Genomic DNA, 24547 nt, shown 5'->3' with positions numbered 1-24547 from the left:
CTACACTTTCTCCTGAATATTCTTGCCGAGGATTCCGGCAGGCTTCACAAGGAGCACCACGATCAGCACGCCGAATACGATGGCGTCTGCCATCTGGGAAGAAATGTATGCCTTTCCGAAGATCTCAATGATGCCAAGCAGGATCCCACCGATCATAGCCCCCGGAATCGAGCCGATCCCGCCGAATACCGCCGCCACAAATGCCTTAATTCCAGGCATGGCGCCTGTATACGGGGTCAGGGTCGGATAAGTCGAGCAGAGCAGCACGCCTGCAATGGCCGCCAGAGCAGAACCAATGGCAAAGGTCAGCGCAATGGTCCCGTTGACATTGATCCCCATAAGCTGAGCCGCTCCCTTATCCTCGGACACTGCCCGCATGGCCTGTCCTGCCTTGGATCGGTTGATAAACAAGGTCAGTCCCGCCATAATCACGATGCAAGCCCCGATGGTCATGATGGTCTCTCCGGAAATGGTCAGATTGCCTTCCGCAAGCACCACCGGGGGAATCGGAACAACAGAGGTAAAGGATTTTGTGTTGGCGCCGAAGATCAGAAGCGCCAGATTCTGCAGCAGATAGCTGACACCGATCGCGGTGATCAGAACTGCCAGCGGGGATGCCGCGTTGCGCAGAGGCTTATAAGCCACCCGCTCAATCAGCATTCCCAGCACGGTACAGAAAATAACCGCTGCCAGCACCGCCGCCGCGGGAGGAAGCCCCGCGCCGGTCATGGCAGTCAATACTACATAAGCACCGATCATGATAACATCACCGTGCGCAAAATTCAGCATCTTCGCGATGCCATATACCATCGTATAGCCCAGCGCAATGATTGCATATACGCTTCCCAGGCTGATACCATTGATCAAATAAGATATAAAGCTCATATACCCGTCCACCTGTCTCTCATTTTTTTAGGAGAAATGATACAAATAGAAGGCTATCCCGAAAGATAACCCTCTATCTGATATTACATACGTTTCCATGGTCTTTTACAGACCTCTTTTTATACCGATCGTCAGATCATCATTGCTTACTCAACTACCGCATAATCTCCGTCTGCGATCTTCACTACCATAGGCTCTTTGCTCGGCTCGCCGTTTGCTTCCCAGGCCAGTGCCTTTGCAGTCACTCCGTCGATAGTGATCTCTGTCATGGCTGTTTTCATAGCGTCACAGATATCGGCCGCGCTCATGTCCGCGGTCACGCCTGCTTTTTCCATAGCCGCCTTGATGGCATAGATTCCGTCATACGCGTCTGCCGCAAACTGGTTCGGTGTTCCGCCGTAAGCTTCTTCGAAATCTGAGACAAAGTTCTTGATCGCTTCCTCCTCAGAGGTCGGTGTAAACGGGCTCAGGAACATCAGATCCTGCGCCATAGACGCATCAAATCCGTCCACGTCCAGGATACCGTCCATACCGTCGCATCCGAAGAAGATCGGCTCATAATTGATGCCTGCTGCCTGCTGCAGTACAAGGGCTGCCTCAGAATAGTAGAACGGCAGGAATACCAGCTCTGCGCCCGCGTCCTTCGCCTTCTGGAGCTGTACGGAGAAATCGGTCTTGCTCTCTGCCGTAAACGCCTCAGTCGCTACCAGTTCCAGACCCTGGTTCTTTGCCTCTGTCGCAAATGCCTGATAGATCCCTGTGGAGTATACATCCGAACTATCATAGATAACCGCAACCTTCGTCGCCAGCTTATTCTCTCCAATGTATTTTGCAGACTCCAGTCCCTGCATCGGGTCGGAGAAGCATACACGGAACGCATTGTCATACTGCACGCACTCTACTGCGGTTCCTGACGGTGTCAGAAGGAACATGTTGTCCCCCTGTGCCACATCGCCGACTGCCACACAGGGAGCAGAAGTCACGGTTCCCAGCAATGCCTGCATGCCCCAGTCCTTCAGGGTGTTATAAGCATTGACTGCCTTCTCCGCGTCATTCTCATCATCCTGGAAATTAAACTCGATCTGGATGCCGCCTATGCCGCCGTCCGCATTGATCTCCTTAACTGCCAGCTCCGCGCCGTTCTTTACAGCCATGCCGTAGATCGCTGCCCCGCCGGTGGTAGGTCCGATCCCGCCGATCTTCAATACCGCGTCGCCGCTCCCGGCATCACTGCTGCTCTCGCTGCCGCTATTGCTTTCGCTGCTGTTGCTGTTGCTGTCACTGCCGCTGTTCCCGCCGCCGCATCCGGCAAGCATTCCAACCGTCATGGCTGTGACCATTGCGGCTGACAAAAATTTCTTCCAATTTCTCATCTTATCTTTCCTCCCAAATAACAGAGTACGCTCTGTTCTTCTTTTCTCAAAAATCATATCGTGGATTGGGAGTTTTGTCAAGTATTTTATAAAGAATTCAATGCCTGCTGTGTTACTATTCACAGTTTTTATCTGACTGTGAATAGTAACTGCCTGCTTTAAATCTTCTATACTACACGATTAAGTTCGACATCGCTCCATAACATGTCATGTATATACCAGTTCTTGCTCTGGTCAATGCCACATGCAGCAGACATTTCTCTCCCATCTCAAATTCCTCAAGAGATATATCATCTGAGAAGTCGCCGCGGGCTCCGTTTGGAAGCGCCCTCTTATTGACTCCGACGGCAAAAATGTAATGGAACTCCAGGCCTTTTATCCTGTGCATAGTAGCGATACGCACACCGTTAAAGGAGCGGTCATCCACCTTGTTCGCTTTAATCTCAAATATATCAATCTGGTTGTTGCGGTGTCCTTCTTTTCTTCTTTCCCAATATCTTCTCCCGACAGGCACTGACCGGATACCAGCTGCACCCGTCACAGATATCTGCGAGCATCTCCGGTGTCATCTCTTCCCGGATCCTTTCCACCAACTCCTGATAAATATAATCCTTTTCTTCCAACTGAAAATATTTCATCACCTTCCAGTCATACCGCTTCACCTTTTCGTTGGTACTGCACAGATCCGTCCCCAGCATATTGGGACAATCAGCGCACAAAACATCGGTGGAACAGGTCAGATGGACCATCACCGGCTCACTGCCCCGAAGTTTCTCCGTGACCCGGTTCATATTTTCTACAAATTTGTCGCTGTACCCTTTTCCGGAATATCCCTGGGTGCAGAGAAGATGATGCGGCCTCAAGTCCATTGCAGCGCCTCCCCCAATCGAACATGCAGCTTCAGCCCCAGTATGGAGGCAGCGGCCGCTTTGATCACTGCCGTCGGAAGGAAGGGCAGCACACAGGCCGTAATGCCCGTCCAAACGGATGCTTTCATCAGGATGCAGAACATCAGCACACCGACTGTATAATTGACAGCTGTCCCCAGGATCAGGAATAAAACAAACATGCCTTTCTGCTTTCTCAGCTTTGTACCCACGCCGATCAGGTATGCCATGATAGGAAAAGATAGAAGAAATCCCCCGGTAGGCCCGATGAGATGCTGGAAACCGCCGCTGAATCCGGCCAGCACCGGAGCGCCGATCGCCCCCAGCAGTACATAAATGATCATGGAAATTGCCCCCCGCTTCGCGCCGAGGACCACCCCAGCCAGAGTCACGGCAAATGTCTGCATGGTCATCGGCACGCCCATCGGCATGGGAATGGAAATCTGCGCCATGACCGCTGTGATGGCCGTCATAATGGCAATGCTGCATATGTCCTGAGTGGAAATCTTTGAATTTTGCATGGTGTATGCCTCCCTCATATTCTAATCTCATTAGTTACAGAAAACCTGTCGGCAGCAGATTTTCTGTACTGGCTTGCGAAATGGATCCCGATAGCTGCGCAGTACGCTATTGGAATTCATTCTTTTTTTAGTATAATTACATATACGCAAATTGTCAACCAATTTATTTTTATAGTTAACATTTTACTCTTCAAAAAAAGAGTTTCAGTATCGCTTGAAATCGCAGCATCTTTATAGTAAAGTTAAAGAAATTGTTGTGAGTACTTTCCTGCAATTCTGCCAATCTCTTTGATTAAAAACCAGTAGAGAAGAACTCTGCCAAGAATAAAATAATATATCTGCCAAGGCAGCCGGAGGACGTGCTCCCATCCGTTCCGAGATAAGAAATAGCCGTCCCGCTCACTGGCAATGATAGCGCATTATATAAAACGAAAGTGAGGAATACATCATGGCTTTTGACGGAATTGTCGTGGCAAACCTGGTCCACGAATTAAAAGAACAGCTTCAAAACGGAAGAATCGCAAAGATCGCCCAGCCGGAAGCGGACGAACTGCTTTTGACCATCAAGACCCCCGCCGGGCAGAAGCGGCTCTATCTGTCCGCCAGCGCGTCCCTGCCACTGGTCTATCTGACGGAGTCCAATAAGACAAGTCCCATGACCGCCCCCAATTTCTGCATGCTTTTGCGCAAGCACATTGCAAACGGACGGATCGTGGATATTTACCAGCCCCGCCTCGAGCGGATCATCCACTTTACCATCGAGCATCTCGACGAACTGGGCGATCTGTGCCGGAAGGACCTGATTGTGGAGATCATGGGCAAGCACAGCAACATCATCTTCTGCACGGAGAACGGCACCATCATCGACAGCATCAAGCATGTGTCCGCCCAGATGAGCTCGGTCCGGGAGGTGCTCCCCGGGCGGTCCTATTTCGTCCCGGATACCATGGAGAAGCAGGATCCGCTGTCTGTGGATTTTGAAACCTTTTCCCAAGTATTGCAAGCGAAGCCAATGCCTCTTTCCAAAGCCGTCTACACCAGCTTTACCGGAGTCAGCCCGGTGACGGCGGAGGCGGTCTGTTCCATCGCCCAGGTGGATTCCGGCCTTCCGGCGTCTGCATTTTCAGAGGACATCCTGCGGCATGTTTACAATCAGTTTGACATCTATTTTTCCGGCGTAAAAGAACAGCGATTTTCTCCGGCCATTTATTATGAAGGGAAGGAACCGAAGGAGTTTTCTTCTCTGCCTCTGCCCCAGAAGAGATGGGAACGTGTGGAATTCGATTCCATTTCCCGGGTGCTGGAGACCTACTATGCCCTGAAAAACACTATTACCAGAATCCGGCAGAAATCCACGGACCTGCGGCATATCCTCCAGACTGCCCTGGAACGGAATCGGAAAAAATACGACCTGCAGATGCGGCAGCTCAAAGATACCGAAAGCCGGGACAAGTTCAAAGTCTACGGTGAGCTCATCAATACTTATGGATATAATCTGGAAGAAGGAGCGAAGAAGCTGGAAGCTTTGAACTATTATAATAATGAAATGGTCTCCATTCCGCTGGATCCTACGAAAACGGCGCAGGAAAATTCCCAGCGTTATTTTGAAAAATACAACAAACTGAAACGGACCTATGAGGCTCTCTCCCGCCTGATCCAGGAGACGCAGGAGGAGATCTCCTACCTGGAATCCGTCCGCACCTCCCTGGATATTGCCATGAGTGAGGATGATCTGGCGGAGATCAAGGAGGAGCTGATCTCGTCTGGACTGATGCGGCGCAAATTTTCCAAGAAAAAAGTGAAGATCAAAAACACGCCCCTGCATTACGTTTCCAGCGACGGTTATCATATGTATGTAGGGAAAAATAATTTTCAGAATGACCAGCTCACCTTTGATCTTGCCGTCGGAAATGACTGGTGGTTCCATGTCAAGCAGGCCCCTGGCTCCCATGTCATCGTCAAGACAAACGGGGAGGATCTGCCGGACCAGACCTTCGAGGAAGCCGGACGGCTGGCCGCCTACTATTCCAGTATGCGGGGAGTGGAGAAGGTGGAGATCGACTATGTGGAGAAAAAGCATGTGAAAAAGCCCAAGGGCGGGAAGCCCGGCTTTGTAGTATACTACACAAATTACTCTCTTGTGATTGACAGTGATATCAGCGGGATCCAGGAGATTCGGTAAGGAGCTGTGCCCCAAAGCTTTACAATCCATATTTTATATCACAAAAATCAGGGAACAGACCGCCGCAGCGTCCATTCCCTGATTTTATCTTTGATCGCGCAAGGCAGCCTGAGGATCTGCGCGAAAATAACCTGCTGTTTTGCGCAGTTCCTAAAGCAGCGAATGCTCACCCCGCTGCTGCCTTGACCTCCTCAGGCACCCTGATCTCTTCCACTGTCCCATACTTGTCAAAATCCAGCTTAATACTATAGGAATTGACATTGGTTGTTTTCTCGAACTTGTCATACAGCCCGTTCATAGCCTCCGACATATCAACCACGATCCGCGCCGGGAGCAGCTTCTCCTTGTATATATTGAAGGTAATGGGGATCACCAGCTCCGAAACCGCGTCCTCATCCGGCAGCTTCACCAGGCCGTAGGCATTGAGCATCTGACCGCCGATCAGCCCTTTCAGATTCTCTCCGGTCACTTCTCCGTACATCTGATAGCACTCCTCGCCGTTGACTTCGATCATGCTGTCCGCAATCTCAAAATCCTCCACGGAATTCGACATGGTGGAAAATAAACTGTTGTCAATCGTAATAACAGACCCCTTGGTATGCTCCGATATCTCCTTGCTCCAATTGCCGTCCAGGCTGCTGTAGGTAGCTCGCCGGCCATCCTCCATCACCTGATAGACCTCCAGGACGCTTTCCAGCTCCGCCCCCCGCATCTTAATATGTGCCTTCCCCAATGCATGCCCTGCCTTCGGGTCCGACGTGCTTTCCAGGCTGATATCCATGGAAACCGAAGTTGTATACAGCACATCCTCCAGCTCAAAGTTCAGCTTCACCTTATTTGCAAAGGACGTAATCCCAGACATATTGGTTGACATGGACTCCATCAGCTTCTCGGGAGTCATTTTTTCGCCGCATGCCGTGAGCATGCACATGGACAGAACCATCAGAGCAAGGCAGCCTGCCCGTTTCCATACCGCTTTCCACTTTCGTATCATTGTCTTTTATATCCTTTCAAGAAAATTCTGTACCGGATAAGTAATCAATAAACTGCTGTGCCGTCCGGCCGGAGAGTCCCCCGTGGTTCAGCTCCCACCGGTTCGCCTCCAAGAGCAGCGTCTCCTCCGGCATATTGATCCCGTTTGCCCGGGCAAGCGTCCGCACGATCTCCTGGAACTCCTTCTTATCCGGAGAACCGTAGTAGATCGTGACGCCGAACCTGGCGACCAGAGACAGCTTTTCCTGCACGGTATCGTTGGTATGCAGCTCATCGTCCCGATCCGCCTTGTCCCGGAAGGTCTCCCGGATCAAATGCCTCCGGTTGGAGGTGGCATAGATCAGCACATTTTCCGGCTTCTTTTCCAGCCCGCCTTCGATGACCGCCTTCAGATATTTATATTCTGTCTCAAATTCTTCAAAAGAGAGGTCGTCCATATAAATGATGAACTTATAGTTCCGGTTTTTGATCTGCGCGATCACATCGTTTAAATCCCGGAACTGGTGCTTGTAGATCTCGATCATCCGAAGTCCCTGGTCGTAATACATATTCAGGATCGCCTTGATCGAGGAGGATTTTCCCGTTCCCGCATCTCCGTAGAGCAGGCAGTTGTTGGCCTTGCGCCCTTCCACAAACGCCTTCGTATTGTCGATCAGCTTTTTCTTGGCGATCTCATAGCCCACCAGGTCATCCAGGCGCACATGGGCAATATTGGAAATGGGTTCGATCCGCGCCCCTTCCCCCTCGGGATGCTCCACCCGGAATGCCTTATGAAGTCCCAGCTTCCCCACCCCGAATTCCTGATAAAACCGGGTCAGACACTGTTTAAATTCCTCCGTTCCTGCCGCTTTTCCCAGGGACCGGCTTAAACCGCAGATCCGATCCCGAATCCGTTTGTTAAATACCTTGCTGGAAGCGTTGATATTCTCATAATCCAGCAGGAGGGAAAAGCAGTCGGCGTTCAATGCCTTCTGCATGGGTCCGAAATCATAGTCAAACAGCTCTCTCATCACCTCAAAATCATGGAGCACAATCTGATTGATGCTGCCGTTCACCTGTCCTACGATCTCACAGGACGTACTGTAGGCATTCTCGTGATTGGCCAGCAGAAAGGTCAGATAGGCATGCCACAGATTGCCCTCAAACCCATACCGGGCCGCGATCTCCAGCAGTTCATTGACGCACTCGAAGAGGAGGCTTCTCAGATCCTCCTGATTATAGAATCCGTTCTCGTAATTCTCCATCAGAAAGGTCATATCCAGCAGGATATCCCCATGTTCCATATTTTTATAAAGCATCAATTCATTCGTACGCATATTCTTTTCCTCATTATATACTCATGGCCCGTAAGTATCACACCAGCCGCGGAGGGATCAGTTATGGGATGCCCCTTTGGGATGGATTCCTTACACTGCTGTTTCATTAATAATTCCCCAGGATCTTCAGGTTGATCGCTTCCTCTCTCAGCCCCCGGATCGTATTCTTCACCGCCGCGTCCCCCATGTTGCCGTCGAAATCCACGAAGAACCGGTATTCCCAGCTCTTCCCTTCCACCGGACGGGATTCGATCTTGGACATATTCAGGTCATTATATATAAAATGTGACAGCAGCCGGTACAGAGATCCACTCTGGTGAGGCACCTCGAAGCAGATGCTGATCTTGGACGCATCCTTGAGAAAAACCTTCTGGTTGGTGATCACGATAAAACGGGTGGAGTTATTCATTTCGTCATTGATGCCGTCCACCAGCACCGAAAGCCCGTGAACCTGTGCCGCGTAGGCGCTGCAGACCGCCGCCTGAGCGGGATCTTTATCTTCCAGGATCTTCTTTGCCGCAACCGCCGTATTGACCACGCTGATCTGCTGCCAGTTCGGATACTCGTCCAGAAAATGGGTGGTCTGCATCAGTGCTTCCGCCTTGGAATAGACCCGCCTGATCTCATTCAGATCCGTCCCCGGAAGTCCGGCCAGAGTATGCCGCACCGGAAGGATTGTCTCTCCTACGATATAGTTTTCAAATTCCACCAAAAGATCATAGACCTCTGTCACCGCTCCCGCCGATGAATTCTCGATCGGCAGCACCGCATAATCCGCCGCTCCGTCCTCGATAGCCTCCATGGCGTCCCGGAATGTCCGCACATGGAAATTATTGCAGCCTTCCCCAAAATATTTCAGCATGGCCGCCTGTCCGTAGGCGCCTTCTACTCCCTGATAGACTACACGTGCCGTATCCTTTTCCAGGGAATCGATCCCGATAAAGGGCAGCTTCCCCAGGGCGCCGGCCTCCACCATCTGCTGGTACTGCAGCTTCCGGCTCATGGACATGAGCTGTTCGTATAACTCCTGGATCCCTTTTTTATTGAACTCATTGGAAGCCTTCGAAGCCACATCGTTCAGCTTATTGCGCTCCCGCTGCCGGTCCAGCACCCGTCCCCAGTTCTGTACCTTAAGCTCCCCCACTTCCTCGCAGACCTTCATCCGCTCTTCATAAAGCCTGACGATCTGCTCATCAATCCCATCCAAACGTACCCTCAAGTCTTCCAGTGCAGCCATACTCTCTTCTCCTTTGTCCCTGTTTCAATTCATTCTTATTAGTATAATATATTTTTTTAATAAATGCTACTATTTTAACAAAACATATTTTTCAAAATTTTGTTGACAAAGGGTCATTTTTAAGATATTGTATGTAAAAGAATGTTGCTGTGAACAGTAACATCAGAATCCGTATCCGGAGAAAGGAGGCAGACAGATGAACCAGATCAGACACAATATGATACGAAGGCGCAAACCAGGACCAGTCACCGCTTGTCGTTGTATCACTGTTCCTTTTATTTCCGCATTTTCTATTTCCTGTCTGGGAAAGATGTTCAATTCATCTGATTTATTTATATTTTCTGTTTTCCTTTTCCCAAAAACATACGGTTTTGAATCGTTATTACCGTGATCATTCACACAAAGTACGAGGAGGTATTTTATGAGACACTTGATGAGCCCTCTGGATTTATCTGTTGAGGAATTGGACACTCTTTTGGAACTTGCACAGGATATCGAGGCACATCCCGAAAAATATGCTCATGCCTGCGAAGGCAAGACGCTTGCGACCTTATTTTATGAGCCAAGCACACGGACGCGCCTGAGCCATGAAGCTGCCATGCTGAATCTGGGCGGCAATACGATGGGATTTTCCTCTGCGGATTCCAGCTCTGCCGCAAAGGGGGAAAGCGTATCCGATACGATCCGGACAGTTTCCTGCTACGCAGATATCTGCGCCATGAGACATCCCAAGGAAGGCGCTCCCATGGTGGCCTGCCAGCATTCCGGCATTCCGGTCATCAACGCAGGCGACGGAGGACATCAGCATCCGACCCAGACTCTGACCGACCTTCTGACCATCAAGAATCTGAAAGGACGTCTGGACAATCTGACCATCGGCCTCTGCGGGGACTTAAAATTCGGCCGTACCGTACACTCCCTGATCCATGCCCTGGTCCGTTACACCGGCATCCGTTTCATCCTGATCTCTCCGGAGGAATTAAGACTCCCGGATTATATGCGACAGGATGTCCTGGACAGACAGCAGATCCCGTATCGAGAGGTTGTCCGTCTGGAGGACGCGCTTCCGGAGCTGGATATCCTGTACATGACCCGAGTTCAGAAGGAACGCTTCTTCAATGAAGAGGATTACGTACGGATGAAGGATTTTTATATCCTGGACCGCAAGAAAATGAAATTGGCGCCCGAGGATATGTATGTGCTCCATCCACTTCCCAGGGTCAACGAAATCTCCGTAGAGGTAGACGACGATCCCCGCGCCGCATATTTCCGTCAGGTACAGTACGGCGTCTATGTGCGTATGGCTCTGATCCTGACGCTTTTGGATATCCATGTGGACTGATTTTTGAACATAGCTCAAGTGTAACCTTATTATAGAACAATACAGTCCTTCCGTGCCGCAAAGCATCGGCCAGAAAACCGCGGTTTCAGGCTGGCGCGATACGGATGCGGAAGTTCTGCGGATGATGAAAAAGAAAGAGGCCGAATATGGTAAATAGTACATTGAACGTTGGAAAGCTTTCCGAAGGTTTTGTTTTAGATCACATCGAGGCAGGAAAAAGTATGGAAATCTACAAGTACCTGCATCTGGATAAACTGGACTGCTGTGTTGCCATCATCAAGAACGCAAAGAGCAGCAAGATGGGCAAAAAAGATATCATCAAGATCGAGTGCCCCATTGATTTTATGGATCTGGATATTCTGGGATTCATTGACCACAACATTACGGTCAATATCATTCAGAACGAACAGATCGTAGAGAAAAAGCTGTTAAAGCTTCCCGCGGAGATCAAGAATGTGATCCGCTGCAAGAACCCGAGATGCATCACATCCATTGAGCAGGGTCTGGACCATATCTTTATCCTGACGGATGAGGAGAACCAGGTTTACCGCTGCAAGTACTGCGAGGAGAAGTACCGCAGCATAAAATAATCCCGCATAATTTCCACCTGTATGTTTTTTTCATTGTATGGAGTCGATTGGATACTCTTTAGAGCATTCAGCCGAACAGATGGAATCATTTTAAAACAGCAGCATAAAAATACAGCCTGCGCATGTTATCCGCGGAAGGCTGTATTTTTTATATCATCTATGAGCTTCGCCGCAGCCGCCCCTCACAGCAAGCTGCTTTTTTCCTCTTGTAAAAGTTTCAACACCTCTCCGCAATCTCATAAATCAGGTGCTCGGTATCCTCCCATCCCAGACAGGGATCGGTGATAGATTTTCCATAGATCCGTTCACTGTCGATGCTCTGACAGCCTTCCACCAGATAACTCTCGATCATCACTCCCTTGATCAGTTTTTTCAACTCCGGGTTGTAACTCCTGCTGTGGAGCACCTCGCTGGTGATGCGGATCTGTTCCCGGAACTTCTTGTCCGAATTGGAATGGTTCACATCAATCACCGCCGCCGGATTCTTCAACTCTTTTTTCTGATACATATCCAGCAGCCGTACCAGATCCTCATAGTGATAATTGGGGATGCAGGTTCCATACTTATTTACGCCGCCCCGCAGGATCACATGCGCAAGCTCATTGCCTTCTGTGCTCACATCCAGTCCCCGGTAGATAAAACGGTGAGAATTCTGCGCCGCAATGACGGAATTTAACATCACCGAAAAGTCGCCGCTGGTGGGGTTCTTCATTCCGATGGGAATATCCATGCCGCTGGCTGTGAGCCGATGCTGCTGATTCTCTACGGAACGCGCCCCGATAGCCTCGTAGGACAGAATATCATCCAGATAGCTCCGGTTCTCCGGATAAAGCATCTCATCCGCTCCGGTCAGCCCGCTCTCCTCCATGACCCGGATATGCATCTTTCGGATCGCCAGGATCCCCGCATAAAGGTCCGGCGCCTTATCCGGCTCCGGCTGGTGCAGCATCCCCTTGTACCCTTCTCCGGTCGTCCTGGGCTTATTCGTATAGATCCGCGGGATCACCATCAGACGGTCCGAAACCTTTTCACTGACCCTGGCAAGCCGGGTCACATATTCGCAGACCGAATCTTCATTGTCCGCAGAGCAGGGGCCTACCAATACGATAAACTTATCCGAAGCCCCGGTAAAAATATCCCGGATTTCCTGATCCCTTTCCTTTTTTATCTGACGCAGCTTCTCTGTCAGAGGATATTCTGCCTTCAAGTCTGTCGGCAGGGGCAGCTGTGCATTTACAGTCATTCCCATTGGTGTGCCTTCTTTCTTTATAAAAATAGTTTCAGATTTAAGCAAGACGATAAGCCGGGTTATGTCGTTGGACAATCATCTATCTAGGCCCGGCGTCGCCGCCAGGCTCAAGCGACCTACCTAAAGCGTGACGGGCCGCCACATCGCTTTCTTCCGGTCTTGCTTCGGATGGGGTTTACATGTGCCCTCTCTGTTACCAGAGAGGCGGTAGTCTCTTACACTGCCTTTCCACCCTTACCCCATGTCTTTGTGTACTGACAAGCCGAAATCTATGAGCTTATCAGTACGCAAAGACATAGGGCGGTTTATTTCTGTTGCACTGGCCTTGGAGTCACCTCCACCGGACGTTATCCGGCATCCTGCCCTGTGAAGCCCGGACTTTCCTCGTCTGCAGCCTTTCGGCTCCCGCAGCCGCGATTGTCTGTCTTACTTAAACCTGAATCCACTGTTTCTGCTGTGCGGAACACGCGTCTATCATACTTCCAGGTCACACCCTGGCCAGACCGCAGCCTGGAACTCAGGCTGCCCTGACTGCCGTTAGACAGACCTGTGCTCCGATGCTCCATACATCCATTACGACACCCCCGGGTCTTTTAGCAGACCATCGCCGTCCGCCGCCGTAGTCGCCAGCTCGTCGCACCGCTCATTCTGAGGATGCCCGGCATGTCCCTTGATCCAGTGGAATGTCACCTCATGATTTTTTTTCGCCTCCAGAAGGCGCTTCCAGAGATCTACATTCTTCACCTCTTCGTTTTTTCCGCGCTTCCACCCCTTTTTGACCCAGCCCTCGATCCAGTGCTGGTTGAAGGCGTTGACCACATACTGAGAATCCGAATAGACCTTCACCTGACAGGGGCGGTTCAGGGCTTCCAGTCCCACGATCACCGCCATCATCTCCATCCGGTTATTGGTGGTCTTTACATATCCCTGGGACAGCTCCTTTGTATGCAGCTCTCCTTTCGGATCCACATATTCCAGTACCGCGCCATAGCCGCCGGGCCCCTGCGGGTTTCCCCGGGCCGAACCGTCCGTATATAAGTTTACCTGCATTTTCTTCTCCGTTCTTCTCTGAACCCCGGTTCCTGAATCCAATATTCATACAAGCAGGGGCAAATAATAAACATTGCGACATAGTAAAGTCTGATTACTTCACGGCAATAAAAAGGTCTGCCCCGGCTCTCGGATCTCCATGATCCGCTCCCTGTATTTTGCCGTACACGCCTCTTTCTTAAGCCGTTCGAAAATTCCATAGTCATTCCAGAAATGCATGGGAAACACGCATTTGGTCCGGGTGTGGAGCATAAAGAACTCCAGCCCTTCTGCATACCGCCCTTCCAGCCTGGGATCTACGGGAACAAATGCCGCATCAATGGTCTCACCGCCGATCTTTTGAATCTCCCGCTCATAGCTCCGGCGCATCATCTTTACATAGTCTTCGCCCTCTTCGTCCCAGTACCATGCATTCAGATCCCCTGCATGATAAAGGACCTTCCCCTGATATTGAACCAGAAAAGCGACGCCCTCATCCGTAGAGCACAGGGTCCGGATCCGGCATCCCTGCACATCCAGCTCTTCCTCCGGCTTTACGAACCATATATTTTCTTCCCGGCCCCCATGCTTCAATGCATCCCTTTTGATATCTTTTGATAAAATGTAAAAGGTATGGGGCATCTTCTCCTGAAATTCAAATATCCTTCTCTGATAGTGGTCCTGGTGCGCATGGCTTGAAAAAATGAAAAACTTCTTTCCCGGATCCAGCTCCGGCAGCTCACCGCGGTAGTAGTCAAACAGGAAATACGCATCCTCCAGTTCCACCTGAAATCCACTATGCTCGATATATAGCACTTTGATCATACGATAACCTCACTCCTTGCCTAAAGAACTGTAAAGAGTAATCTTCTTTCACGGCGCCTTGCGCTCTGTTGCAAAGTATCCGGCCAGTATAGCTGAGATTTCTCAGACATTCAGCATCTCCACCGCCCGCACCAGCTCCGGCAGGATAAATTCGATCCCTTCCTTTGCCAGCTTTCCGCTGTCTGGAAGGTTCACCATGACCGTCCGGTTGCGGATACCGGCTGCCGACCGGTCCAGTATGATTTTTTTTGAATACCGAATACTGTATGCACGGATGGCCTCCGGGATCCCCGGAAGCAGGCGTTCCGCCGCATCTGTCAGAGCATCCGGCGCGCAGTTCTTTTTCAGGACGCCTGTAGACCCTACCGTCAGGATCAGCTGCACCGAGCCCGTATCCGCCAGCTGTCTTAAGACTGCTTCCACCACAGTCCGGTCCTCCGGCAGCACCCCTGCCTTGACATCAAATCCCACCTGTTCCACGACACGCTTCACCGCTGTTCCCGCGGCGCTCTCCTGCTTTGCCTTGTATGCCCTTGTACTGACCGTAAATACCGCTGCCTTCATGATACCAGTCCTCTTTCATTTTATAACAGTTCCAATCAACCACCGCAACAGGATAAAGCTGATTTCCGATTGCAGTCCGGATCTTTTACATTGCGAATATCTTCTCCGCATATTCATTGGCTTTTGCAAAAATTTCTTCTTTGGAAGAATCCAGATAGAATTCCCCGTCCTGATACAGCACCTTCCCGCCGATCATCGTCATCTTCACATTCGACTTGCTCCCGCTGTACACCAGGTTTTTGTCCAGGTTGCGGATGGGCTGCATATTAGGCTGGTTTAAGTCGATCAGGATCAGATCCGCCTTTTTGCCCGGCGCAATGCTGTCGCACTCCGGCAGTCCACAGGCATAAGCCCCGTTCACCGTTGCCATTTTCAGCACTTCCCTTGCTGGAACCGCCTCGGGATCGTCGCAGACCGCCTTCTGCAGCCCGGTCACCAAAAACATCTCCCGGAACATATCCAGACAGTTGTTGCTGGCTGCCCCATCCGTTCCGATAGCTACCGGGATCCCCATCTCCAGATACCGCTTAATGGGCGCGATCCCGCTTGCCAGCTTCAGATTGGACGCCGGATTGGTGACCACATAAATACCCCGTTTCTTGATGATCTCATAATCGGTCTCATCCATGTGTACACAGTGGAACAGCGTGCCGCCGTATCGGAACAGCCCAAGGGAGTCCATATAGGCAACCGGAGACATGCCTGAACGCTCGCGGCACTCTTCGACTTCCTTGTGCGTCTCGGAGCAGTGCACAGAAACCGGAGCCTGATACCGTTCCGCCAGTGCCGCGATCCCTTCCATCAGCTCCCTGCTGGTGGTATACTCCGCATGGAAACCGATCCGATGGCTGATCTGCCGTGCCGGATCGATATTCAGCCGCAGGTAGTCCTTTTCCACCTGGTCTACGGTGCCGCCGAAATTATTAATGCTGTCACAGAACACATACCGAAACCCGGTGTCCTTTGCCGCCCGTGCCCCGTCGTCCACGTAGAAATACATATCGTATGCCGTCGTGATCCCGCTGGTCAGATATTCCATGAATGCCAGCTTGGTGAACCAGTAGAGACTTTCGCCAGTGAGCTTCCCTTCCGCCGGAAACACCTTGTTAAACAGCCATTCATCCAGCTTTAAGTCATCCGCGTGGGAACGCAGGAAGGTCATGGCCGAATGGGTATGGGCGTTCTTGAAGCCCGGCATCAGCAGATTGCCCTGGCCGTCGATCTCCCTGTCCCATACCTTTCCGTCCTTACGCTCAGGCCCCGCATAGGTGATGGTATCATCCTGGATCCATACCTCTCCCTGAAAGATATCTTTCCCTTCTTCCATGGTCAGTATTCTTACATTATAAATTCTTGTGTTCATGGATTTCCTTTTTCCTCACTTTCACAGCTTTCTGATGATCTGGGTCACCAGACGCTCAAAATCCTCTGCCCGTTTATCCGCCGCAATCTGCACGTCCTCATGCTTTAGCTTCTCCTTAGAGATCCCGCTCGCCATATTGGATACGCAGGAAATGCCGCACACCCGGATGTCCGCGTGCCGTGCCGCCAGCGCCTCGCCTGCCGTGCTCATGCCCACCGCATCCGCGCCCAACGCCGCAAACATGCGGATCTCTGCCGGGCTTTCGTAATTCGGCCCGGTGGTCTGCACATAGACTCCTTCCCGGATGGGAATCCCCTCTTCTTTGGAAGTCTTCCGGATCAGCTCCTGAAGCTCCGGGTCATAGATATTGGACATATCCGGGAATCGAAGCCCCAGCTCCGAAACATTTTCCCCGATCAAGGGAGAGGGAACAAAATTGGAGATCTGGTCCGTGATCATCATGAAATCTCCCACCTGGAAATTCCGGTTGATCCCGCCTGACGCATTGGTCAAAAACAGCACCTCAATCCCCATCAGCTTCATCACCCGGATCGGCAGCACCACCTCCTGGGGCGTATACCCTTCGTAAAAATGAACCCGTCCCTTCATCACCACTGCCGGAACATCGCCGATCATTCCAAACAGGAATCTTCCATCATGGCCTGCCACCGTGGAGACCGGAAAATCCGGGATATCCCCGTACGGGATCTCACACTCCACCTTCATATTCCTGGCATAATTGCCCAGCCCGGAACCCAGGATCAGGCCCACTCTGGGTTGAAAATCCGTGACTGTCCTGCAATATTCATAACATGCTTTTACCTTTTCATACTGTCTGCTCATCTATCCTATCTCCTTCTTAAGCCTTGTGAAACTTCGCCGTAATGAGGTACCCTGGGTGTACATTGCCCTCCTTTGTCCGCCCCACAGACTTCCTGCGCAGGATCCCTGTTTTGCCGCTACCTGGAACACTTCCATACCAGCTCGTCCCATCTCCGGTCCACTTCCTTCTGAAACTCCCCGATCAGGTGCTCGTTTTCTTTCTTAAACAGATGTTTGAACCGCCCCTGCTTTACCAGGAAGTCCTCAATTGGAAGCTTCTTCTTCGGCTCATAGTTGAGGATCCATTTCCCTTCCGCGACCTCGAACAGCGGCCAGTAGCAGGTCTCCACTCCCAGTTTACAGATCTCCATGATATCCGGCGTATTGTACCTCCATCCCCGGGGACAGGGCGCCATGATATTTAAAAATGCCGCGCCCGGCGTATAGATCGCCTTCTCCGACTTAATATGAAGGTCCTTAAAGTTCTGTACAAATGTAGTCTGTGCCACGTAGGGGATGTCATGGCTTGCGATGATCGCCGCAAGATCCTTCCGGTTCTGTGGCTTTCCGTTGCTCTTCGTGCCTACCGGTGTGGTTGTCGTATCCGCATACATGGGAGTCGCGGAGGAACGCTGGATCCCGGTGTTCATGTAAGCGCCGTTGTCATAGCACACATACACCATGTCGTGATTCCGTTCCATGGCGCCGGACAATGACTGAAAACCGATGTCATAGGTTCCGCCGTCTCCTCCGAAGGTGATGAACTTGTACGTCGCATCCAGCTTCCCTTTTCTCTTCAATGCCTTATAAGCGCCTTCCACGCCGCTCAAGGTCGCCCCCGCGTTTTCAAAGGCATTGTGGATATAGCTGTCCTCCCATGCCGTATATGGATAAGTAAATGTAGAGACCTCCAGACAGCCGGTGGCATTGCCGATCACGGCCTTGTCTCCTTCATGGAGCCCACGCAGGACATTGCGCACCGCAATGGTCCCGCCGCATCCCGCGCACATCCGATGTCCGGGAGCCAGACGCTCCGGCTTATTCATGGTTTCTTTAAAATTGTAGCTCATATCCTGTCCCCCCCTATTCTCGAATTCCAAGATAGCGGTAGGTTTCCCCTGTCTCGCCGTCTTCTGCAATCTGTTTCAGGGCTGCAAAAATATGCTCCATATCTTCCACGCGCACGTCCCGTCCTCCCAGTCCGTAGATATAATTCACTGCCAGGGCCTGAGAACGTGCACGGAACAATGCTGCCATCACATCTGCGCCCAGCGGTCCTCCATGATTCGTATAGCCTTCCGCCCGGTCCATGACCGCAACGGCCTTCACCCCGGATAAAGCCTGCGCGATCTCCTCCGCCGGGAAGGGGCGGTACATCCGGATCTTCACCAGTCCCACCTTCTCGCCCTTTGCCCGCAGCCAGTCGATGGCATCCTTGGTTGTGCCTGCCGCAGACCCGATCATCACTACGGCCAGCTCAGCGTCTTCCATGCAATATTCTTCAAACAGTCCGTATTTCCTGCCGGACAATGCGGCAAATTCCTTCGCTGTCTCCAGCACCACCCGGCTTACATGCTTCATGCCCTCGGCCTGGTTCCGTTTTGCTTCCATATAATAATCCGTAATGGAATAGGGGCCTACTGCCATGGGGCAGTCCGGATTCAGCAGATAGTTTTCCGGCTCATACTCTCCCACAAAGCTCCGTACCTCTTCGTCCTCCAGCAATTCCATATTCTCCACCGCGTGACTGGTAATAAATCCGTCCTGGCAGATCATGATGGGCAGCCTGACATCCGGATGCTCAGAGATCCGGTATGCCTGCACCATATTGTCATAAGCCTCCTGGTTGTTCTCCGCATAAAGCTGGATCCATCCCGAATCCCGCGCGCCCATGCTGTCCGAATGGTCGCAGTTGATGTTGATGGGACCCGACAGGGCGCGGTTCACCAACGCCAGTGCCAGCGGCAGACGGTTGGACGCCGCAATATATAATTCTTCCCACATATAGGCCAGTCCGCAGGAGGATGTGGCTGTCAGGCTCCTTGCTCCCGCCGCTGAGGCACCGATCGCCGCACTCATGGAGCTGTGCTCACTCTCCACCGGAATGAACTCCGTATCCACCTGTCCGTTTGCCACAAAGGAAGCAAAGTACTGTGGAATCTCCGTGGACGGTGTGATGGGAAAAGCCGGGAATACATCCGGGTTGATCTGGCGCAGCGCGATCGCCACTGCCTCATTTCCTGATAAACGGTCTCTCTTTGCCATGTCAGTTCACCCCTTCCATCGTGATCGCACCGAAAGGACATGCCTTCACACAGATCCCACAGCCCTTGCAGTGCTCATAGTCAAATGCCCCCCGCTTATAATCCGCAACCGGGATACAGCTGTCCGGACAGACCGGAACACACATCAGACATTGTTTGCATTTTTCCTCGATAAATTCCGGCTTGTCCGTAGACCACTCACCGGTATTGAACTCCCTGGATGTGCCGGCTCCCGCAATCACCATGCCTTCCGTCAAGTCCTTCCATCCCGCTTTCACACCTAATTTACTGATATCTGCCGCCATCACCGCACCTCCTGCAATGCCATCTTCAACGCCGCCATGTTGCCCTCAATCACTTCAGGCTTACCTGCAAATTTGTGGGAAAAGGATGCCTTCATCTCTTTCAGAAAGGTCTCTTCCTCCATGATCCCCGCCACCTTCACAATGGCCGCCAGCATGGGCGTATTGGGAAAATATCTTCCCATCGTCGCCATGGATACCTTGTGGGCGTCAATGATATAAACTTCCCCTTCGTATCCTTTCAGGTGGGGAATGATCTCTTCTTTTGAACGCTGGGTATTCACCAGGATCGCCCCGTCCTTTTTCAGTCCGGAGGTCACATCCACTGCCTCCAGAAGGGATTCATCCACAACAACCACATACTGGGGATCATAGATATTGGAATGCACCCGGATCACCTGGTCGCTGATCCGGTTATACGCGGTAATGGGCGCGCCCATACGCTCCGGGCCGTATTCCGGAAATCCCTGGACATACTTTCCTGTCTGGAATGCGACATCCGCCAGCAAAAGCGCCGCCGTCTTGGCACCCTGGCCGCCCCGGCCGTGCCATCTGATCTCTGTCAGGTTCCTCATGTTCTTTCTTCCTTTCGTTTTTACTGTACTCCGCCTGCCAAAAATCAAACTGCCATACACTGACGCAGGCGGAATCAACGGCTTATATACAACTAGTACAATGTTGCATTAATAATTGAGTAATAAGTGCTCGCTGTCCATGCCATTACTGCGTTGGAGTCAGTCAACGATGCTACCGGCATCGCCTCCTTCCTCCGCCTTGTACTGACATGAACATCGGACGCTTATTACTTCAAAATTAATGCAACATTGTACTAGCAGTGTCTTCAGATCCAAAAACACTGCCAGTTTTTCATCTTGTAAGACGCAGAAAAACTGCCCGAGACAGACTTTCTGCTATTCTGCCATAAAAGCCATGTATACAGCTTCCGGTTCTTTATTTTTTCAGAAGTGACTTTCCTGTCATCTCCGCCGGCTGCTCCAGTCCCATCAGCTCGATCAGAGTCGGCGCGATATCCGCCAGGCATCCTCCCTCCCGGAGCTGATAAGCCGGGTCTGCATTGACCAGGATAAAGGGCACCGGATTGGTCGTATGGGCGGTGAATGGCTCTCCGTTCTCCTCGTCGATCAGCTGCTCCGCATTGCCGTGGTCTGCGCAGATGAACATCTGTCCGTTCACTTCCTTCACTGCGTCCACCGCTCTGCCCACGCATTCGTCCACCGCTTCGATGGCCTGGATCGCCGCCGCTTCCACGCCGGTGTGTCCTACCATATCCGGATTGGCAAAGTTGATGATGATCACGTCATAGGTTCCGGACTTGATTGCCTCCACCAGCTTGCCGCATACTTCATATGCGCTCATCTCCGGCTTCAAGTCATAGGTGGCAACCTTGGGGGACTTTACAAGAATCCGGTCCTCGCCTTCGTTGGGTTCTTCTACGCCGCCGTTGAAGAAAAAGGTGACATGAGCGTACTTTTCCGTCTCTGCCAGACGAGCCTGCTTCAGGCCGTTCTTTGCAAGAAACTGTCCGAACGTATTGGTGATCTCTTCCTTCGCAAAAGCCACCAGCTTGTTCTCGATCGTCACATCATATTCTGTGAAGCATACATAGGTCGTCTTGATTCGCGAGCCTCTGTCAAAGCCGCCGAAATTGTCGTCACAGAAGGTTCTTGTGATCTCTCTTGCACGGTCCGGACGGAAATTAAAAAAGATGATGGAGTCATTGTCCTGGATCGTAGCCACCGGTGCTCCGTTCTTCATCACAACGGTAGGAAGTACAAATTCATCCGTCGCGTCTGCGTCATAGGAAGCCTGGATTCCTGCCGGTCCGGACTCCGCAGTCTCGCCGATCCCCTTTACCAGCGCGTTGTAGGCTTTTTCCACACGCTCCCAGCGGTTATCCCGATCCATCGCGTAATAACGTCCCATCACGCTTGCGACTTCACCCACACCGATCTCCTTCATCTTTTCTTCCAACTGTTCTACATATTCCTTGCCGGATGCCGGAGGCGTATCACGTCCGTCCAGGAAGCAGTGTACATACACCTTCTGGATGCCCTGCCTCTTCGCCAGCTCCAGCAGTCCGTATATGTGTTCATTGTGGCTGTGCACGCCTCCGTCGGATACCAGTCCGAACATATGCAGCGCGGAATCATGTTCTTTTACATTTTCGCAGGCTGCCAGAAGAGCCTTGTTCTCAAAAAAGTCTCCGTCCTGGATTGCCTTTGTGATCTTGGTCAGATCCTGGTATACGATCCTGCCGGCACCCATATTCAGATGTCCGACCTCAGAATTGCCCATCTGTCCGTCTGGCAGCCCCACTGCAAGGCCGCTTGCATTTCCCTTGACAAAAGGATACTCGGCCATCAGCTTATCCATGACCGGGGTCTTTCCCTGTGCAACGGCATTTCCGGTTGTATTGTCATTTAATCCATAACCATCAAGAATCATTAATACAGTTGGTTTTTTGCTCATTGTCCTTCTCCTTTTAAACACTGAAATTGTAACAGTTCTGTCACTTAAAAGTCCAGTATCTATTGTACATGCTTTTTCCGTTTTTTGCAAATCATTTTAATCGTTCGAGTATATTTTTGTAATATTCGTTACTGTTCACGATGCCAGTCAAATGTCCACTTCCTGCTAACAGCAACTATTAGAAACCCCCCGTTTCTATTCATGCCATGAACAACGAAACAGGGGGAAATTCATTTTTCTCTCATTGATTACATTTTACACCGTGAACTTTCTGTCTGTTTACTTGTAATTCACGATCTTGCCGAAGTCAGCCTTCAAGGAAGCGCCGCCTACCAAGCCGCCGTCGATATCTGCCTGCGCAAACAGATCTGCTGCTGTTGCAGCATTGACAGATCCGCCGTACTGGATGCGGATGGCTTCTGCTGTCGCATCATCATATACTTCCGCGATGCATGCACGGATTCCCGCGCAGACTTCCTGTGCCTGCTCTGTAGTCGCGGTCTTGCCGGTTCCGATCGCCCAGATCGGCTCATAAGCGATCACTGCGGTCTTTGCCTGATCTGCGGTCACGTTCTGGAATCCAACCTTAACCTGCTGGCGGATGAAGTCCATAGTCACACCCTGCTCTCTCTGCTCTAGGCTCTCGCCGCAGCACATGATCGGCGTAATGCCGTGCTCAAACGCCTTAAGTACCTTCTTGTTCACGTCTTCGTTGGTCTCGCCGAAGTACTCTCTTCTCTCGGAATGTCCGAGTACCACATACTTCACGCCTGCGTCTACCAGCATGTTCGGGGAGATCTCGCCGGTGTATGCCCCGCTCTCCTCAAAGTACATATTCTCCGCGCCCACCTGGATGTTGGTGCCCTTTGCAGCTTCCACAACCGGAACGATGTCGATCGCCGGTACACAGAATACAACGTCCACTTCTTCATTTGCAACCAACGGTTTCAGTTCCTCCACCAGAGCAACAGCCTCGCTCGGTGTTTTGTTCATTTTCCAGTTGCCTGCGATAATTTTCTTTCTTGCCATGATATGGTCTCCTTAATTTTTTAGTATATTCTTTAGACTTCTCTAAGTATTTACTTATCATTAGCTGCCGCAACGCCCGGTAATTCTTTTCCTTCCAGGAATTCCAGTGACGCGCCGCCGCCGGTGGAGATGTGGGTCATCTTGTCGCCGTAGCCGAGCTGGTTCACTGCTGCCGCGGAATCTCCGCCGCCGATGATGGTCACAGCGTCTGTATCCGCCAGTGCCTTTGCCACTGCTTCGGTTCCTGCCGCGAACTTGGGCATCTCAAACGCACCCATCGGTCCGTTCCATACAACGGTCTTTGCTTCCTTCACTGCGTCTGCATAGATCTTCGCAGTCTCCGGTCCGATGTCAAGACCCTGCCAGCCGTCCGGAATCTCACCGTTTGCAACGATCTTTGTATTTGCGTCATTAGAGAAATCATCTGCGATCACATTATCAACCGGGAGAAGGAGCTTCACGCCCTTATCCTCTGCCTTTTTGATCATGTCCAGCGCGTACTGGCAGTAATCTTCCTCCAACAGAGACTTGCCTACGCTTCCGCCCTGAGCCTTGCTGAATGTGTAGGACATTCCGCCGCCGATGATCAGAGTATCCACCTTCTCCAGGAGATTTTCAATCACGGAAATCTTGCTGGAGACCTTAGCTCCGCCCAGGATCGCCACGAACGGGCGCTCCGGATTGTTCACTGCGTTGCCAAGGAAATCAATCTCTTTCTGCATCAGGTAGCCTACCGCAGCCGTATCCACGAACTGGGTCACACCTACGTTGGAGCAGTGCGCCCTGTGAGCGGTACCGAACGCGTCGTTTACAAATACATCGCAGAGGGAAGCCAGGTCTTTGCTGAATGCTTCACCGTTCTTGGTCTCTTCAATCCTGTAACGGGTATTCTCCAGAAGAATGATCTCACCGTCCTGGAGTGCCTCTGCCGCTGCCTTTGCATTCGGTCCGACCACTTCCGGATCTGCCGCGAATTTTACTTCCTGGCCGAGCAGTTCGGATAATCTGGCAGCAACAGGAGCCAGGGATAATTCCGGCTTCGGCTCTCCCTTCGGCTTGCCCAGATGAGAGCAGAGAATGATCCTTCCGCCGTCCGCAACCAGCTTCTTGATCGTCGGAAGCGCCGCGACGAGACGGTTCTCGTCGGTAATCTTCCCATCAATCAACGGCACGTTGAAATCACATCTTACCAGGACTTTTTTACCCTTTACATTAATATCGTCTACTGATTTTTTATTAAGCATGTCATTGCCTCCCTGTTTTCATTGTAAAAACATTGTAAAA

General features: G+C 51.4%; 24 protein-coding genes and 1 other RNA gene. 3 read left to right on the top strand and 22 right to left on the bottom strand.

Annotated elements, in window-relative coordinates; genetic code table 11:
* The 5 genes from ACTOY7_RS08040 to ACTOY7_RS08020 all read right to left on the bottom strand — a co-directional run bounded on the left by ACTOY7_RS08040 (position 1) and on the right by ACTOY7_RS08020 (position 3666).
* Entirely contained in the window at positions 1-885 is an 885-nt protein-coding gene (locus ACTOY7_RS08040; RefSeq protein WP_160280665.1) for a branched-chain amino acid ABC transporter permease, read from the bottom strand.
* Positions 886-1031: 146 nt separating this feature from the next.
* Positions 1032-2258: an ABC transporter substrate-binding protein gene (locus ACTOY7_RS08035; protein WP_300884888.1), complete on the bottom strand. Its 1227-nt coding sequence runs from the start codon at positions 2256-2258 to the stop codon at positions 1032-1034.
* 172 nt (positions 2259-2430) lie between these two features.
* A complete protein-coding gene (locus tag ACTOY7_RS08030; RefSeq protein WP_482672122.1) occupies positions 2431-2685 on the bottom strand; it encodes a 3'-5' exonuclease in 255 nt (84 codons plus the stop codon).
* 25 nt (positions 2686-2710) lie between these two features.
* A complete protein-coding gene (locus ACTOY7_RS08025; protein ID WP_160280668.1) occupies positions 2711-3127 on the bottom strand; it encodes a DUF1284 domain-containing protein in 417 nt (138 codons plus the stop codon).
* Positions 3118-3666, bottom strand: coding sequence for a biotin transporter BioY (locus tag ACTOY7_RS08020; RefSeq protein ID WP_482670450.1), 549 nt, complete (start codon positions 3664-3666; stop codon positions 3118-3120). The genes ACTOY7_RS08025 and ACTOY7_RS08020 overlap by 10 nt, the downstream gene beginning before the upstream one ends.
* Before the next feature lie 448 nt (positions 3667-4114).
* Between ACTOY7_RS08020 and ACTOY7_RS08015 the strand changes: the two genes are divergently transcribed.
* Entirely contained in the window at positions 4115-5848 is a 1734-nt protein-coding gene (locus ACTOY7_RS08015) for an Rqc2 family fibronectin-binding protein (RefSeq protein ID WP_482670451.1), read from the top strand.
* A 166-nt stretch (positions 5849-6014) separates the two neighbouring features.
* Here the strand turns inward: ACTOY7_RS08015 and ACTOY7_RS08010 are convergent, their stop codons facing one another.
* The 3 genes from ACTOY7_RS08010 to pheA form a co-directional block, all read right to left on the bottom strand.
* Positions 6015-6842, bottom strand: coding sequence for a DUF6612 family protein (locus ACTOY7_RS08010; protein ID WP_482670452.1), 828 nt, complete (start codon positions 6840-6842; stop codon positions 6015-6017).
* Between the two features lie 16 nt (positions 6843-6858).
* On the bottom strand, positions 6859-8157 hold the full coding sequence (locus ACTOY7_RS08005; RefSeq protein ID WP_300885782.1) for an ATP-binding protein: 1299 nt from the start codon (positions 8155-8157) through the stop codon (positions 6859-6861).
* A 106-nt stretch (positions 8158-8263) separates the two neighbouring features.
* A complete protein-coding gene (gene pheA / locus ACTOY7_RS08000) occupies positions 8264-9394 on the bottom strand; it encodes a prephenate dehydratase (RefSeq protein WP_300885781.1) in 1131 nt (376 codons plus the stop codon).
* Between the two features lie 421 nt (positions 9395-9815).
* Here pheA and pyrB point away from each other — a divergent pair, with 421 nt between their 5' ends.
* Both pyrB and ACTOY7_RS07990 read left to right on the top strand, forming a co-directional pair.
* The gene (gene pyrB / locus ACTOY7_RS07995; protein WP_160280674.1) at positions 9816-10736 is read left to right on the top strand and encodes an aspartate carbamoyltransferase; all 921 of its coding nucleotides are present in this window, start codon (positions 9816-9818) and stop codon (positions 10734-10736) included.
* 146 nt (positions 10737-10882) lie between these two features.
* Complete coding sequence (locus ACTOY7_RS07990; RefSeq protein ID WP_300885779.1) at positions 10883-11326, top strand: aspartate carbamoyltransferase regulatory subunit; 444 nt, start codon at positions 10883-10885, stop codon at positions 11324-11326.
* Between the two features lie 217 nt (positions 11327-11543).
* On the opposite strand, the gene ACTOY7_RS07985 is transcribed toward ACTOY7_RS07990, so the two are convergent.
* From ACTOY7_RS07985 to ACTOY7_RS07920, 14 genes are all read right to left on the bottom strand, one after another.
* On the bottom strand, positions 11544-12575 hold the full coding sequence (locus ACTOY7_RS07985; protein ID WP_300885778.1) for a 3-deoxy-7-phosphoheptulonate synthase: 1032 nt from the start codon (positions 12573-12575) through the stop codon (positions 11544-11546).
* A gap of 34 nt (positions 12576-12609) precedes the next feature.
* Positions 12610-13008, bottom strand: an RNA gene (rnpB, locus tag ACTOY7_RS07980) — RNase P RNA component class A.
* 140 nt (positions 13009-13148) lie between these two features.
* Positions 13149-13625: a ribonuclease HI gene (rnhA, locus tag ACTOY7_RS07975; protein WP_160280677.1), complete on the bottom strand. Its 477-nt coding sequence runs from the start codon at positions 13623-13625 to the stop codon at positions 13149-13151.
* Positions 13626-13724: 99 nt separating this feature from the next.
* Positions 13725-14429: an MBL fold metallo-hydrolase gene (locus tag ACTOY7_RS07970; RefSeq protein ID WP_300885777.1), complete on the bottom strand. Its 705-nt coding sequence runs from the start codon at positions 14427-14429 to the stop codon at positions 13725-13727.
* A 102-nt stretch (positions 14430-14531) separates the two neighbouring features.
* Positions 14532-14993: a MogA/MoaB family molybdenum cofactor biosynthesis protein gene (locus ACTOY7_RS07965; RefSeq protein WP_160280679.1), complete on the bottom strand. Its 462-nt coding sequence runs from the start codon at positions 14991-14993 to the stop codon at positions 14532-14534.
* An 85-nt stretch (positions 14994-15078) separates the two neighbouring features.
* Complete coding sequence (locus ACTOY7_RS07960; protein ID WP_160280680.1) at positions 15079-16356, bottom strand: amidohydrolase; 1278 nt, start codon at positions 16354-16356, stop codon at positions 15079-15081.
* Between the two features lie 21 nt (positions 16357-16377).
* The gene (locus ACTOY7_RS07955; protein WP_160280681.1) at positions 16378-17199 is read right to left on the bottom strand and encodes a purine-nucleoside phosphorylase; all 822 of its coding nucleotides are present in this window, start codon (positions 17197-17199) and stop codon (positions 16378-16380) included.
* 116 nt (positions 17200-17315) lie between these two features.
* The gene (locus ACTOY7_RS07950; protein WP_160280682.1) at positions 17316-18248 is read right to left on the bottom strand and encodes a thiamine pyrophosphate-dependent enzyme; all 933 of its coding nucleotides are present in this window, start codon (positions 18246-18248) and stop codon (positions 17316-17318) included.
* A 13-nt stretch (positions 18249-18261) separates the two neighbouring features.
* Positions 18262-19443, bottom strand: coding sequence for a pyruvate ferredoxin oxidoreductase (gene porA, locus ACTOY7_RS07945; RefSeq protein WP_160280683.1), 1182 nt, complete (start codon positions 19441-19443; stop codon positions 18262-18264).
* 1 nt (position 19444) lies between these two features.
* Positions 19445-19747 carry a 4Fe-4S binding protein gene (locus ACTOY7_RS07940; RefSeq protein WP_482670453.1) on the bottom strand — a complete coding sequence of 101 codons (303 nt, stop codon included), beginning with the start codon at positions 19745-19747 and terminating at the stop codon, positions 19445-19447.
* The gene (locus tag ACTOY7_RS07935; RefSeq protein WP_160280685.1) at positions 19747-20319 is read right to left on the bottom strand and encodes a 2-oxoacid:acceptor oxidoreductase subunit gamma family protein; all 573 of its coding nucleotides are present in this window, start codon (positions 20317-20319) and stop codon (positions 19747-19749) included. The genes ACTOY7_RS07940 and ACTOY7_RS07935 overlap by 1 nt, the downstream gene beginning before the upstream one ends.
* Positions 20320-20695: 376 nt before the next feature.
* Positions 20696-22234: a 2,3-bisphosphoglycerate-independent phosphoglycerate mutase gene (gene gpmI / locus ACTOY7_RS07930; RefSeq protein ID WP_482670454.1), complete on the bottom strand. Its 1539-nt coding sequence runs from the start codon at positions 22232-22234 to the stop codon at positions 20696-20698.
* A gap of 279 nt (positions 22235-22513) precedes the next feature.
* The gene (gene tpiA, locus ACTOY7_RS07925) at positions 22514-23263 is read right to left on the bottom strand and encodes a triose-phosphate isomerase (RefSeq protein WP_016296777.1); all 750 of its coding nucleotides are present in this window, start codon (positions 23261-23263) and stop codon (positions 22514-22516) included.
* Positions 23264-23313: 50 nt separating this feature from the next.
* Positions 23314-24507: a phosphoglycerate kinase gene (locus ACTOY7_RS07920; RefSeq protein ID WP_160280690.1), complete on the bottom strand. Its 1194-nt coding sequence runs from the start codon at positions 24505-24507 to the stop codon at positions 23314-23316.
* Positions 24508-24547 lie beyond the last annotated feature (40 nt).

The organism is Schaedlerella sp., assembly GCF_056796775.1.
Note: the sequence above shows the minus strand (reverse complement) of the source record. Positions and strands in the feature narration are given on the sequence as shown.